We start from the raw sequence: 15448 nt of genomic DNA on the forward strand, positions 1-15448 counted from the left end.
ATTTATTGTCTATAAAAGCAAAAAAATGGGTCCCTGAGATAACACAGCCTATTGACGCAAGGAACCACCCTTTGCGCAAATTACTGTTTCGTGCCGACCGAGTATTGTTCCCGCTCGTTGTGATTATATTGCTCAAGTTTGGAGTAGAAGCAGGAAAAGTATTACTTGAACACAATTGGATTTTTACCATTGCACTGACCACTGCCGTACTACTTTTCTGTAACTCGCTCATCAGTAACGGGGTGGCCAATCCTATATTAAGTACATGGTTTAAAGTAATTGGCTTGCCTATTCTTTTTCTTCATTTTACCGGCTTATTAAGTGGGATTACTGAAATACTGGAAAGTATTTCAGTGACAGTTGGCAATATCAATCTTTCAGCCTATGGGTTGGCACGAGTACTGATTTTCGGTTCTTTATTGTTCTGGTTAGGGCGTGCGTCTAATTCTGTTGGAAAAGATATAATCCGCAAACAAGCCTCCCTCGACATTCGTACAAGGGAGGTCTTTGCCAAACTATTCGAAGTGGTACTCTACTGCATTATCTTATTGTTACTACTCAATGTTATGGGTATCAACCTCACTGCATTGGCGGTATTTGGTGGCGCGTTGGGTGTGGGGCTGGGGTTTGGTTTGCAGTCTATCGCATCCAACTTTATTTCCGGCATCATCATCCTGTTAGATCGCTCACTTACAGTAGGCGATTATGTGGAAATGGAGGATGGGAAAACCGGCTTCGTTCGCGAATTCAATATGCGATACACCACACTGGAAACCTATGATGGCAAAGACATCATGGTGCCCAACGAAAAGTTTATTACAACCACCTTTATTAACTGGTCCCATAAAGATCCTAAACAACGCTATCGTGTGGACTTCTCTGTCGCCTATAAAACAGATATTCGTGCTATGGTTGACATTATCAAAGACGCTGTGGCCAGCCACCCCTCTGTACTCAGTGGCGAGCAATACCCTATCGAACTTCGCCCAGACTGTGAAATCGATAACTTTGGTGATTCAGGTGTGAATATGTTTGTTGAATTCTGGATGGAGGGCATTGATGATGGAAAAAATCGAGTTGGCGGAGATCTGTTATTACTGATTTTCGAAACACTCCGTCAGCACGATATTGAAATACCTTTCCCACAGCGTGAAGTACGTATTATTCATGAAAATCATGGCTCTCCCTCATAAATCATTTCACTATAGAGCCCACACCTACGATGTGAATCTGATGTGGGCAATTAACCGGTTAATCCGCTGAAAGCACTCTCACGTAATCAAGTTGTAATCCATCAGCCTCTTCTGGGGAATCAGCAAAATAAGCTCCATCAACCTCTAGTTGAATATACACCGGCTCATTTGCAGAGAAATAGAGGTAAACGTCCGATTCACGCCGATAAGGGCTTTGCGGAGTCACCATAGAGCGTGAAAAAGCTTTTTCAACACTGTTATCTGAAGCGTTAACCACTCTCACTATTGTGCCTTTTACATTCTTAGGCAGTATAATCCAATAGTTACCATTTACCGAAATCGGAGCACTTTCTCCAATAAAATACAGACCATCGCTCATATTCCCTGTATCCAACTTCCCATCATAAATAGCACTATAAGTTTCCGATTCAATACGACATCGTTTGGCGTTATTGCTATGACACCCTTCATCCTTTAAAGCCCAGTATTCTGATGTATCAAATTCACTATTTGGCAATATGTTTAAATGTGCTTCTGTATTTTCAATACTGAATGTATTAGTGGCGGCAAATTCGCTTTCGTTTTGAGCATTTGTAATTCTAATTGAAAAGTTATCACCCTCAATCATCGATGGCACGAGCCACCAGTAACTTGGTATCCCGTCAGGATTATGAATTTTGTTATAGGGATAATTACTGGAGATACGGTAAAAAGGAAGGTCATTTTGGTACAAATCAATATTAATATATGAAGCATACCAATTTGAGCAACCGCCACAAAGCAGATTACCCCAATTTAACTCAATGTTTTCATGAGAGTAAATTATATTATTTATTTCTGTGGAAATAATGGTTGAAAAAGCCGATGACGTCCATAATATGCTCAACGCAATAACAACAGACCCTAGAAAATGATTCTTTTTCATAAACCGAATTTCACTCCTACAATATGATTAAAGTTGACATCCATGCATAACATAAATGAACAAAGTGACATATATTATGAATTTCTTATGAAACTATAATGACGAAGTGACACTTATTTCATCTATGCAAAATTAAATATTTTCCAGCGACAGTCAGTTCAATAAAAATTAATGAATTAAGCCATCATGCTTTAAATATCATTTGCTGGCGATATAAGCATCGTGCGTTACACTCACAATAATGAACAGTAAAAACTGGTTGTATTGATGAACGCACGATATTTATTCATTGTCGGTGGGTCATTTTTACTGATTTTAATAGTGGTTGGACTTTATTATTCCCAAAAGGAAATACATCAATTATACAATGTTGATTCCACCTCCACGCTCTATGACATGACCGTTATTGACGGGCCCATTCAGCCGATCCCGAGCATCCGCCGCATTGAAAGCCAGTGGGTGGTGTTAGGCCAAGCATTGTTCACAAGCCCTCTACTGTCTAAAGATAGTTCAGTTTCCTGCGCGACCTGTCATGATCTAGCCAATGGCGGAGAAGATAGTATGGCAGTGTCAACCGGCATTGGCGGATTAAAAGGCACGCGAAATGCCCCGAGTGTGTTTAATGCGGTATTTAACTTCCGCCAATTTTGGGATGGCCGAAGTCATGACTTAAGTGATCAGATTGCAGGCCCTATTCATAACCCTCTTGAAATGGGCAGCAATTGGGAGGAAGTCATCAATAAGCTTTCAAAGGACGACTATTTTTCTCACGCTTTTAAAGCATTAAGTGAAGAGGGTGTTACCCAAGCCAATATCATTAAAGCCATTACTATTTTTGAAGAATCTCTTATTACGCCCAATGCCCCCGTTGATCGTTATCTACTGGGAGATAAGCACGCCCTTTCCCCAGACCAAGAACGAGGCCTACAAAAATTTATTGACTACGGCTGCGTGACGTGCCACCAAGGACGAAATATTGGTGGTAATGTCTTTCAAAAAATTGGTCGTATTGACCGTGTTCCAAAACATTTATTAAAGGATAAAGGCCGATACTTGATTACGGAGAATAAATTCGATGAGCATGTATTTAAAGTGCCCAGTTTGCGTAACATAGAAAAGACTGCCCCCTACTTTCACGATGGTTCAGTGGCGGATTTAAATCAGGCTATTCGCATTATGGCACGAGGACAACTGGGGTTAGAATTAGAGGATAATGACGTCTCGGATTTACGCGCAGCTTTAACGGCATTTACTGGTGAAATGCCAGCTTCCTTACAGTAGCGTTTTATTGTTTATGTTGAACAAACACGTCATCAGCTATGGAATTGAAGTATTGTTTCTAACCACAATCCTTGTTTCAGGCCTTCGATTTGTTGACGCTTATGCCCACCTAAGAAACCACCAAGAAGACTTCAAGCTAAAATCAACATTAAACGAACTTGCCGTAGAGCTTGCCATTGAAGCGGTTTCCTCAAGATCACAGCGTACTCACCATCTTGATCGCTACGCAGAAAAACAGTTTGAATTTGAACAAATTCTGCAAAAATTGCCGACAACTGACCAACGAGAGTCAAAACTAAACCCGCTTCTAAAACAATTCATGGAAAATGTCACCAACTATATTCAACTCTCCACGATGTTAAAAACATCATTAAAGTTTGTAGCACAATTCGACTTAGAAAACACAGGAATGTCCAATGCACAACGAACACAAACGCTTGATATAATAGCAACTGTAAGTGCTTTAGAAAACTCCATTAGTATCGACAAAAAAGAACAGATAAAAAAACAGTTACTACTGAAGTTAGAAACATTACCGGATATCCACCACACTAACAATGCCCTATGGTATATGTTTAAAATTCACACAAAATTTATTGCAGACAACCTACTCAGATCCGATCAGTTTCTAGACCCTATTCAAAAAACGGAATTTAATACTGTCTTAACTAATGAGTTGAGTAGGTTGAATTCATTTCAAGAGCATCATTATTGGAACATGGTCTTTTATGGATTCTCTTTTGTCGCTTCGATATTTGGGTTATTACTGACTTCAATTTTACGACAATCATTTCAGTTACACCTTGCCAATCATAAGGCGAGAAAGTCTGCTCAAGCCAAAGCCAGGTTTCTTGCTAATATGTCTCATGAAATTCGAACCCCCATGAATGGCATTATGGGGTTAAGTGATATTCTGCTTAATACAGAATTAACTTCTCGCCAACGCTCACACCTTGAAAAAATTAAATTTTCAGTAAAATCCTTAACAACAATCATTAATGACATTTTGGATTTTTCTAAAATTGAATCGGAAAATTTGAACCTAGAGATTGTAGAGTTTGATTTAAGTGATTTGTTGGATAATATCAAAGCGATGCTGTCCAATAGCGCATCGGAAAAAGGATTAGAGTTTGTTATTGATTGCGATAAAAAACTCCAACCAACCTACCAAGGGGATCCGGTTAGAATCGGGCAAATATTGCTCAACTTAACCTCTAACGCCATCAAATTTACCCCAAAAGGTTCGGTAATCTTACAGCTTGTGCCTGTGGAGCAACAAAGCCATCAAGATATTGTGGCTTTTTCTGTTATCGATACCGGTATTGGTATTGCTCAAGATCAAATAGACACCTTATTTCAGCGCTTTACCCAGGCTGAATCATCAACAACACGGAAGTATGGCGGTACGGGGCTGGGGCTTTCTATTTGCAAAATGTTAACCGAGTTAATGGGCGGCAATATTGTAGCAAAAAGTGAATTGGGCAAAGGATCTGAATTTTGTGTGACATTGCCTTTATCGCATTCTCAGGGCAACCTGATAGAAAGCAGCCCAGCTTCCTTTAAAGGTGAGCAATTATTGATTATTGAAGATAATATAATCACACAAGAAATTACGCAGAAATTTGCCGAAGACGCAGGCCTGAATGTAACCGTGGCCTCCTTGGCAAAAGAAGGGCTTAGCAAACTGGATGAATCATTCTATTCATTTATATTAATCGATTGGGTATTGCCCGATATGCACGGATATGAAGTTGTTGAATATGCACGACACCATAGCCCCAACTCGCACATCCTTGTTTTTACCAGTTACGACAAAGAAAACATTGAAGTTGAAAAAGAGATCGCCATCTTAACAAAACCAATATTAAGAGAGGATTTGATTCATGCCCTGAAAGAAAGCCAAGTACGGAAAGAAAACGGAAAACATAATGACATCAATACAGAGCTCGACATTGACTCTCAATCGGACAACGAGGCCGAGAGCACAGCCATTAAATTAGACAGCCCCATTCATAGCGACGAACCCAATAATATTTCTTCAACGTTGAAAGTATTGATTGCAGATGACAACGACATTAATTTGTTTGTTGCACAAGAGATTTTAATGGAACTCAACGTCGAGGTGACCACAGCCGAAAATGGAAAGATTGCCGTTGAGAGAATATTGAACAACGCCTTCGATTTGGTTTTGATGGACATACAGATGCCTGAGATGGATGGCATCGAAGCAACAATAAAAATTCGTGAACACTTCTCCCCTCACCAACTCCCGATTTATGCCTTAACAGCCAACGTGCTTGAGGATGAAGTCCGTAGCTACGAAAAAGCCGGTATGAATGGGCATTTAGGCAAACCTTTTGAAGCAGATGAAATCATCGAATTAGTGGGTTCTTATATCCGTTAATATCTGCAACGCCGTCCAAACTCTCTGCTCAATCAGATACTGACAAACGGCTTGAACTTCACAATTTTTTCTATTCCCTTCTTCACTATAGGTGTTTTTTGAAATCGTTTTCTATGACTTACTGATCTATGGCACCCCCTTTAAAACATTGAGTAAAAATCATCTCTAGAACAAACGTGTTTATGCTCACAAAAAAGCGGCGCAAGAAAAAAGAATCGAAACAATGACCAACCAGTCGAAGACATTTAATAAAATAAAAAAACAAATTCACACACTATGTATTGCACATAGAAAAAACCTTTATCACAATAGGCAGACCTGTGACACTTGCGGCAAACCACAAACGAAATACCGTTACATAAACTATGGCGCACAAGCTACATCAGTCACCTCCCTACACTTAAAACAAACCTAAGGATGCCTTGTGCGATAAATATATCGTATCAAGCAACATGATACCGAAAGCATTAAAAGCATGTACAAAAAGAATTTTGAGTGCCACTTGCCATTCATTTTTACGCACATTAAACAGCAGTCTATTTTTATAAAGCCTTAACTTTATTGTTTTAAAGAAAACAATAAAGCAAAAACCACAACAACAGCCATAACAACAGCAGCAAAAAAGAAAGGAGGAAATTAATATTCAATATATACCAATCACAAAAACATTTTAATTTTTTGCATACTTCCTGTGGTTTAAGGCACTTACCCTAACTTCATATATAGGGCTATCTGCTTTTAATGCACAGTAAGCAACAATGAGAAGATGTACTCCAAGGATAGGCTTTTTGATGTAAAACCTTCATCCGCTAAATGTCAGTATTCGCTGTGATAGCTACGTTTAACGATTAAAAAAAACAGAATGGGGATATTAAAATGGCCAATTCAATTTGGGTCACCTGGCCTGCGCTCACGAAATTTGGCACTCTCGGAGTGTTAACCGGAGTTTTGATTCTAGCCGGAGAGCGAGAAGATTTATTAGAAAACAATCTTATTGATGTTGAAAACCTAGAAACCTTAAATGCAAGTATTACCTGTGATGAACGCAGTCACACTGCTCGCCTTGAAGACGGAACCTGCAATCAACTCGATAACCCGGCAGAAGGATCGGTTTATCGTCGCTTTGGTCGCAACGTCGCCTTGGACGCAGCAAGCGGAGAAACCGAAGCCGATACACTGTTGTCTCCTAACCCTCGTGAAGTGAGTAATGTATTAATGTCTCGTGGTGAGTTTAAACCTGCCACGTCTGTCAACTTTATTGCCGCTGCCTGGATTCAATTTATGATTCACGATTGGGTCAGCCACGGGCCCAATAAACAAGACAACCCCATTGAAGTGCCTTTACCCGCTGGTGACCCTTTAGGAACGGGCGTGATGGAAATTGAACGCACTACACCCGATCCGCAACGAAGCGAGGAAGACGCAAACTTACCGGCAACCTATCGTAATGTGAATACCCACTGGTGGGATGGTTCACAATTGTACGGTAGTGATGCCTCAGTCACGGAAAAAGTCCGAGAGTTTTCAGGGGGGCGCTTAACAGTAACCGAAGATAATACACTTCCAACAGACTTTTTCAGTGGTGTGCCCATTACCGGCTTTACCGACAACTGGTGGCTAGGGTTGAGCATGATGCATCAACTGTTTACTTTGGAACATAATGCCATTGCAGAAAAGCTACAGGCACTGTATCCAGAGAAGTCCGACCAATGGCTGTACGACAAAGCACGCCTGATTAATTCAGCACTGATGGCAAAAATTCACACCGTTGAATGGACGCCTGCGATTATTGCCAACCCAGTCACCGAACGCTCACTGTATGCCAATTGGTGGGGGTTAAAAGGGGATCGAGATGGTCGTGATGACATTCAGGAAGACTTCGAAAAATTTATCAACGCCATTCAAAATTCTGATTCGTGGATAATTAAGTTTTTACTGGAAAATAATCCTGATTTGGCGGATAAACTCGACTCACCCGGATTTGTTGAGTTTGGCTTAGGCGGACTGGTCGGCGCCAGAGATTCTCAAAACAGCGGTGTGCCTTATACTCTTACTGAAGAATTTGTGGCCGTGTATCGTATGCATCCACTCATGAGAGATAACGTTGAGGTGTATGATATTGGCTCTAATATTGTTGCCAACACCATTCCCATTCAGGATACACGCGATGGCGATGCCGAAGATATTATGGATGACGAAGGCGCTGATCGTCTTTGGTATTCTTTTGGTATCACCAACCCTGGCTCCTTAACACTCAATAACTATCCAGAATTTTTACGAAACCTGTCGTTACCTCTTGTTGGCGATATCGACTTAGCCACCATTGATGTGATTCGTGATCGCGAGCGGGGCGTACCTCGCTACAATGAATTCCGTCGCCAAATTGGTTTAACCCCAATCCGTGAATTTGAAGATTTAACGCAAGACCCTACCACACTCGCCAATTTAAAACGTATCTATGATAACGACGTTGAAAAAATTGATGCGTTGGTTGGTCAGCTTGCCGAAACCGTACGACCAGAAGGATTTGCTTTTGGTGAAACGGCTTTCCAGATTTTCATTTTAAATGCCTCACGTCGCTTAATGACAGACCGTTTCTATACTAAGGATTACACTCCTGAAGTGTACACCGCCGAAGGGATCGATTGGGTAGAAGAAACCACCATGGTCGATGTGATCGAACGTCATTTCCCGCAATTGGCAGCCAGCCTAGTTGGACAGGAAAATGCGTTCAAACCTTGGGGGCTAAACATGCCTGAGGAATATGAAAGCTGGTCGGCCTGCACCAAACAGCAACACTTGTGGGTAAACGGTGCGATGCGCACTCAATATGATGCCGATGCATTACCGGCGTTAAAAGAAATTGACGTGCTAGGGTTGATTGACCGCATCTTGCGCGAAAAAGTGAAAGATAAAAAAGACGTGGCACCCGCAGGATATGAAAAACCCATTCATGCTCGCGCGGCCATGGCCAAAGTTGCTTTTAACGCAACGGAAGATTCTCCATACACCGGTATCTTTGAAGGCAGTGACTGTGGCTTCCTTCGTTTATCCGTCACCGGTGACCCTGCAGATCGAGGATTCGCTCCAGGGCTTGCATGGAAAACCTTTATTGATGGTCAACCTTCTGCCAATGTCTCTGCTTTATATACACTTTCTGGCCAAGGGGACGACTACGATATCTTTGCCAACGAGCTGTCTCAGTATGTCTTACCGGAAGTCAATGAAACGTTAGGCACCACCACTATTTTCTCATTGGTAACCACGCGCCCTACTCGCTTAATGACAGAGAACCTGGCACAAGTGAATCAACAAGGCACCGAAGCCACTGAAATGACTGCGCCAACGCAAATTTATTTCGTACCGAGTGAAGAAGTGAAACATCGCTTTGAAACCGCTGCCCACGATTTCCGCGAAGACTTATTGACCCTTCCAGAAGGAACCAAAGTGTATGATGTATATGGGACGTCAATGGCTATCAAAACCAGTTTGATTCCAAGAAAATCTCGCCGGTTTGCCGAAGAACGCCGTGAGGATGCGGTGAAAATTGGGGAGCTTGTATTGACGTCTCCGTTTATCAGTTCCGCATTCAGTGATGAAGGCATTTTCTTTAAGCATCAGCGTTATGAAGATGCTCGTTAGTTGGTGATCGATGGTTGATAATCGATGGTTAATAATCGATAGGTAAGGCAGAAATTCTGCTTACCCAATGTCTGCTTACCCAACCAATACCCCGGTAGCGTCATGCTAGCGGGGTATTTTTTTAAACAAATTAACCGGTCGAATTAGACGGTTGTCCCCTGAGCCGTCGCAATAATTTCATCACTGGCTTTTTCGCTGATCATGTAAATCGGCACCACAATAAAGAAACCAGGAATGTACGGGAACACAGAAGCATCAACCACCCGTAAATTTTCCGTACCAATCACGCGGAATTTACTGTCTACCACAGCCATCGGATCTTCTGGGCTGCCCATTTTATTGGTACAAGAGGCATGGTGCCCCCAGGCTTCATTTTTGACATACTCCTCAATCTCTTGGTCTGATTGCTTGTCATCACCCGGATAAACTTCACGGGTAATTTGATCTCGCGTCCAAGAGGAATCCATAATATCCCGAGCCGCTTTCACGCCTTCTACAACCGAGCGTAGATCATCGCCATTGGTATCATTCCCTTCATCAAAATAATTAAAATTAATTTCAGGAGTGTCTTGTGGGTCTGATGATCGAAGCGTTACACGCCCCGCACTGTTGTTAGTGTGCCCTTTTAACACCAACCAAGAGAAACGGTTTTTCACCGTTTTTAAACTCTCAGAATAACCGGGATAATAACCACGAAACTCACTGGGCAACCCAAAAATAAATAAATCAGGATCAAGACGTTCTTCAAAGGAGCGCTTCACCACAGACAGTGTTGCACCATTCGTGGCATAAGGGCCACGACTCCACCAACGGTTCCGATAGCGCCGCAAACAAGGGTCACCCTCCTCCCCCCAGGTACAGCGCTCAAGCAACGCCAAGTCATCATCCAACTCACTGACCACACCCACTTCGTAACGGTCCTGCAAGTTTTCACCGACGCCAGGGCGGTTTAATCTCGGTGTAATACCGTGGCGTCTTAATTCATCCGCCGGCCCAATACCGGATAGCTTCAATAATTGCGGGCTATTAAACGCACCACCAGCCAAAATCACTTCTCGACGCGCAATCACCTGTTTGCGCTCACCAGCATTCGCATTGTTATTATGCAACGGATCGGCACGATACAACCCCTGCCCTTCGATAAACTCGACACCAATCGCACGATTGCCATCAAAAAGCACTTGGGTTGCTAGCGCATTAGTACGAATATGTAAGCGATCTGGGTACTTATCTTGTGTATCAAATAAATATTCTCGAACACTTTCGCGGCGACCTCTGCCATTGGCCGCCATCGGCACCAAAAACGGCCCTTCACGGCCTCTGGCCACATCCCAATGGTTAATATCCAATGCTAAATTGCCTGATAAAATTCGATCTAAGGCACCATCAAGACCATAACGAGACAACGTCGCCAGCACAATTTTTAAAATAGCCGGGTCTTCCAGTAACAAACCCAAATCCACTTTATTGGTGGGCAGCCAGCCATCAAAGCCATGACGTGAAGGGTTGTTATTAGCAGACAACGGACGCGGTACGTATTCACAACGCTCTAGCCGTTCAAAGTAACGGCGCATGTTGGCGCTATCCCACGAGTCATCGCCGGTTAATTCGGCAATTTTATCAAAGTCATTATTGTGGGGGTAAACGGTAATCAAAGCATGGTGTGTGGTACACCCCCCCACCGTGCTTGAACGAGGATACAAAATGCCCTTACCCGGCACATATTTGCTGTCTTGCTGTTGACGTTGTGGGTCTTTGTAATGATTAACAAAAAAATCCCAACTTAATTTTCGATCTTCCGAGGCAAACGGGTGCCAAGCGGGAATATCATGGGTATTATCACTCGGGTCATTATCTCCGGCTTCCAGCACTAAGACAGAGTAACCCGCCTTGGCTAAATTGGCCGCCAACGGCCCACCACCGGCCCCAGACCCCACAATAACGTATTCGTATTCATCGTAAAAAGTATTCGATTGCATTGTTGAAAAAGAAGACGCGGCAACACTTGAAGAGGCTGCGGCTAACCCACCTAATTGTATCGCCCGCTTTGAAAACGTTCGGCGATCCATTCCGCCTTTTTTTGTCTGAGCGCTTTCTGACGCTTTTGTGTTAGAGGCAGCATTATTATTTTCGATCGGATTATTCTCTTTTGATTTTTGATCACCCATTATAAAAACCTTATTGTTGTTGAATTTAGTTTTTGCTGGAGACATCTTATGTTCTTAAATATGTGTTGAAATACGAGGGACTCGTATTGACGGAGCATATAAAACAAGGTTCTGAGCAATAGCTCAAGCATTTGGTAGAGGTAGATAATATATTTATAAAGAAATCAAAACTTTGCCGCCAAAAAACGCTTTTATTGGCGGCAAAGTTTGTGGGGAGCATCATTCAAAAAAGCACCGACACCAAGACAAGTTCGCTCAGTTTAGTCTTTGAAGATAAATAAAAGTAATCGTTAAAAAAGGATTTCCTTTTTTCGATGGCGCGAACTGCTATTGAAAAAACACCATTATGGGAGTTAAGACTTCTCCGTTACCTGATTTAGGCATACCGCCTCAATAGTTGCTACTGTAACTATTTTTAAATATACGGATTATCCAATAAAGAGTGATACAGCACACTAAAACCGCTATCCCCAAAAGTACAATATTTTCATCTAAAGAAGGAATATTCTTTTGAAGCTGAAACCCAAAAGAAAGAGCAGAAAATAAGAATGCAAAACACATGCGCCAAAGATGCCTAGCAAGGCGTTGTGCACCAGAAAGCCCACCTAGTATTAGGACTCGCAAATCACCAATAGCAAAAATGAGAGACGCAACAACCATTCCATACAAAGATGGAACATCCTTACCCTCGTCATGCAACTCGATGAATAAAGCAGCCCCTCCAACAACTATCACATAAATAAATGCAACGAATTCAAACCATCCTGTTATTTGAGTTTTGCGAACCACTGTTATCCAAGCTGTCGCAACCAAATACAAAGTAAGAAGACCAACAAATAAAGAATCCAAAATGTTTTCCCTATAGGCTATGTACACCGCACTCACACACATCAACGGCATAGAAATACCAAACACTTTCCCTGCATAACGATGCTTATAGGAACCTTTAATAAAAATTAAGGCTGCCACTCCTGAAAAAAGCCCTATTAGCCCAGCCAAACTATGGATAATCATTAAAGGGGAGAATTCCATAATCCACCTAATTGTGCGAGCAAGTGAAACACCTAACGAAACTGATTCTGTATAGCATGAGTGTGTTGGTTAAAAATAGAGGTTTTTTCACTTCACCAGCCTCAAGCTCAAGAAACCAATATTTTTATTTTCTATTATATGTCGTGGAGTATCATATGATGCTCGCCTTTGCTGTTCTATTACTTCGCTCGATATGATAATTGGGGAAAACCCCATTGCTTTTGTCAACAGACCAGCCCTCTAAAAAGTTATCTTCCAGCAAGCCCAGGGCAATTCAGTCTCTATCCACTTTATTAATGTAATTAATCAGAGATTCCTATACCCCAATAAGCTGACTCACTATAATATTCACTTGAGGTTTTAAATGTGAAGGTTTTATTAAGGTTTTGACGTGCAAAATAACATTTAACAATTATCGCGCCTTCATGTGCAAGAGCTCTTGCATGACTTCCTCTTTATAGGATCATTAAAGAGCAAATAAGCGTCAACATCGATGAAAGTCGTTATTCTTTACCCGTATTGAATTGTATTTAAGTTAAACTGATCATAATATAAACCAAACATCCGTAATAACATTGACTAAAAGGATTCTTAGTATGTTTAATATTCTGCCTTTGGTGTTTTTTCTATTGCGCTTGATCGTTGTCGTTATAATGTTTGCTCCTTTTTCATCATTAAGCCAAGCATTGAATTGTGAGCCTCTTGACCCGAGACAACACGTAGGAAAGAAAGCCGAGCACAGCATTGAAGGGAGTGCAAAAGCCTTATTTAAAGTGGCAAAAGGTGAAATTAATTACAAGAACAAAACTCAAGAAGAGATCAATAACCTTTACCAAAGCTACCCCAATGCAGACAGAATCGTTATTCAAGGAAAGTTAATATACACCTTTTGCACCGCTTTAAACGATGCAAAAGACATGAAGCCTTCGGACAAATTAGAAAAACTCAATAATTTCATGTCACTCTTAATTGGCACTCCTACTGCAACAGATAAACCCACCTCTCAAAAAGAAAAAAACCAATATATCGCAGAGCTAGACGAATTTGTGTTTGAGTTAAAGCAGTGTAAAGGTTCCGGCAGCGCCATTCGGTGCTACTTTATCGTGACCAATGTGGGCCAAGATAGAAGCCTAGGAATATATGGCAACTACGGTGCCTCTAGTTCAAGACTTTTTCTTGCATCAGGTGATGAGGTGCTGTCAGTGAAGTCACAACTTGGCGCATCTGAAAGTAAACAATATGTCAGTGTCAATCTAATAAGCGGAATTCCTGTCAAAGCCTCACTGCACTTTAAGGCATCCAATATAGAATCAAATAAAATAGCCGCTTTGGAAGTTAAAACGAAAGGAGGGCCAATACAGTTTAGAGGCATTACGCTGGCTGAATAAATTTTAAAAGCTGGGTAATTTTTTATTTCTTTTTTATCAAGGTATTCCGCCACTCCAAATCCAAGCTTGTCGAAGGCTAACTCTCTCAACAAGGTTAACCTCCGACAAACCTAAAGCAATTCTGACCCTATAAAAAAGACTATTTATATAGCTTTAGTTCTCCATTGCTCCATCTAAATGTATATTTCTTTGCTGTATGACAACTTGCACTATAAGAATATTTTTTATCTAAAGTATACAAAGCTTCTTGGTAGCCTTCTTTGATATTATCGTCGAACCTAAGGTTGAAATCAGTGTCAGAGTGAATAGAAAACCATTCATTATCATTGGGTTGAAGGGTGACTCTTTTCCAATTTCCGTAACTTCCCCAACGATAACTAAAATAGACATCAGAGTTAGTATCCATTATTTAAGCAGGTAATATATTTACCTTTACTTGTTGTTGCCGAAGAACGATAAGTGCTTTTTGTCTCATTGGTTTTGCAAGCATCCGGATTAAAAACACAAACTAAAGCTGCAATACCAATTGCAGTAATGGCTACACCTTCACCAAAGTCCTCTGCTGCCTCCTTGTCACTGTCTGACTTAGTTAAAAGATCCCCAGGGTAAACTCTATCAATTTCACCACTATGAGGCCCCTCCAAATATTGTATCTCCACTCGAGTTCCGTGAATGGAAAGCGCTTTCACTCTGTTATTATTATTCCACTCGTTATGATAATAAATACCACCCACACGAATATCACTCAAATTAAGAGCAAGAACAAAGTTGTGCATTATGCACAAGACAAACAAACCAACAATTTTGATAGCTTTCATAAATCAACTCCTTTTGATTAATTTTTTAATTAATAAAATTGCATAAAACCAAGCCCCACTACCACCCTTATAACTTGTACAACTTTACGCCAAAAAATTCCACAACACCAAAGCTCAGGCGCCATCTTTCAAGACAATCAAAAAATAAAATAGTCAATCAGTTAACTTATCAAAATGGCGACATTTAAAACAGATAGGGTTCTCAGCTACTAATTTACCAGATTTTTAATATCGTGTATCAGCAAAAATGTTGTTAATACCGATTAGTTTCAGGGCACCTCTAAAAATAGCCCAACTTTGATATAATCTCACTGTTCAAAAATTTCAAGAGTTTCCTTCTATGTCTCAGCCCGGCTTTTTTGATTTAGATGACAGGTATCGCAAGTTAGATGAAAAAGATCCATTAGTTCATCTCAACAAACTGATATTTTGGGAAGCCTTTCGTCCGACCTTAAAGGAAATACGAAAGTCAAACCGAAAAAGCAATGCGGGTCGTAAAGCCTATGACGAGCTTCTGATGTTCAAAGTACTCGTACTTCAGCACTTATACAATGTATCCGATGATCAGATAGAGTACCAAATACGGGACCGCTATTC

10 protein-coding genes are annotated in these 15448 nt (G+C 41.2%); 6 read left to right on the top strand and 4 right to left on the bottom strand.

Annotation, left to right across the window (positions count from 1 at the left end):
- Nucleotides 1–71 precede the first annotated feature (71 nt).
- Nucleotides 72–1193 carry a mechanosensitive ion channel family protein gene (locus LU351_RS10995; RefSeq protein WP_232594119.1) on the top strand — a complete coding sequence of 374 codons (1122 nt, stop codon included), beginning with the start codon at nucleotides 72–74 and terminating at the stop codon, nucleotides 1191–1193.
- Between the two features lie 58 nt (nucleotides 1194–1251).
- Here LU351_RS10995 and LU351_RS11000 read toward each other — a convergent pair whose 3' ends face one another.
- Nucleotides 1252–2118 carry a hypothetical protein gene (locus LU351_RS11000; RefSeq protein WP_232594120.1) on the bottom strand — a complete coding sequence of 289 codons (867 nt, stop codon included), beginning with the start codon at nucleotides 2116–2118 and terminating at the stop codon, nucleotides 1252–1254.
- A gap of 267 nt (nucleotides 2119–2385) precedes the next feature.
- Here LU351_RS11000 and LU351_RS11005 point away from each other — a divergent pair, with 267 nt between their 5' ends.
- The 3 genes from LU351_RS11005 to LU351_RS11015 all read left to right on the top strand — a co-directional run bounded on the left by LU351_RS11005 (nucleotide 2386) and on the right by LU351_RS11015 (nucleotide 9445).
- On the top strand, nucleotides 2386–3399 hold the full coding sequence (locus LU351_RS11005) for a cytochrome-c peroxidase (RefSeq protein WP_232594121.1): 1014 nt from the start codon (nucleotides 2386–2388) through the stop codon (nucleotides 3397–3399).
- A 13-nt stretch (nucleotides 3400–3412) separates the two neighbouring features.
- Nucleotides 3413–5803: a response regulator gene (locus LU351_RS11010; protein WP_232594122.1), complete on the top strand. Its 2391-nt coding sequence runs from the start codon at nucleotides 3413–3415 to the stop codon at nucleotides 5801–5803.
- Nucleotides 5804–6679: 876 nt separating this feature from the next.
- Entirely contained in the window at nucleotides 6680–9445 is a 2766-nt protein-coding gene (locus LU351_RS11015; RefSeq protein ID WP_232594123.1) for a peroxidase family protein, read from the top strand.
- Between the two features lie 143 nt (nucleotides 9446–9588).
- On the opposite strand, the gene LU351_RS11020 is transcribed toward LU351_RS11015, so the two are convergent.
- Both LU351_RS11020 and LU351_RS11025 read right to left on the bottom strand, forming a co-directional pair.
- Entirely contained in the window at nucleotides 9589–11613 is a 2025-nt protein-coding gene (locus LU351_RS11020; RefSeq protein WP_232594124.1) for a GMC family oxidoreductase, read from the bottom strand.
- Between the two features lie 390 nt (nucleotides 11614–12003).
- Nucleotides 12004–12645, bottom strand: a complete 642-nt coding sequence (locus LU351_RS11025) for a DUF2306 domain-containing protein (RefSeq protein WP_232594125.1) — start codon at nucleotides 12643–12645, stop codon at nucleotides 12004–12006.
- 596 nt (nucleotides 12646–13241) lie between these two features.
- Here LU351_RS11025 and LU351_RS11030 point away from each other — a divergent pair.
- The gene (locus tag LU351_RS11030) at nucleotides 13242–14033 is read left to right on the top strand and encodes a hypothetical protein (protein WP_232594126.1); all 792 of its coding nucleotides are present in this window, start codon (nucleotides 13242–13244) and stop codon (nucleotides 14031–14033) included.
- A gap of 395 nt (nucleotides 14034–14428) precedes the next feature.
- Here the strand turns inward: LU351_RS11030 and LU351_RS11035 are convergent, their stop codons facing one another.
- On the bottom strand, nucleotides 14429–14851 hold the full coding sequence (locus LU351_RS11035; protein ID WP_232594127.1) for a hypothetical protein: 423 nt from the start codon (nucleotides 14849–14851) through the stop codon (nucleotides 14429–14431).
- A 340-nt stretch (nucleotides 14852–15191) separates the two neighbouring features.
- On the opposite strand from LU351_RS11035, the gene LU351_RS11040 reads away from it, so the two are divergent.
- The coding region (locus tag LU351_RS11040; RefSeq protein ID WP_232593637.1) for a transposase at nucleotides 15192–15448 on the top strand (257 nt) is incomplete at its 3' end.

Source organism: Marinibactrum halimedae (genome assembly GCF_021234875.1).
In the GTDB taxonomy this organism is placed as follows: Bacteria; Pseudomonadota; Gammaproteobacteria; order Pseudomonadales; family Cellvibrionaceae; genus Marinibactrum; species Marinibactrum halimedae.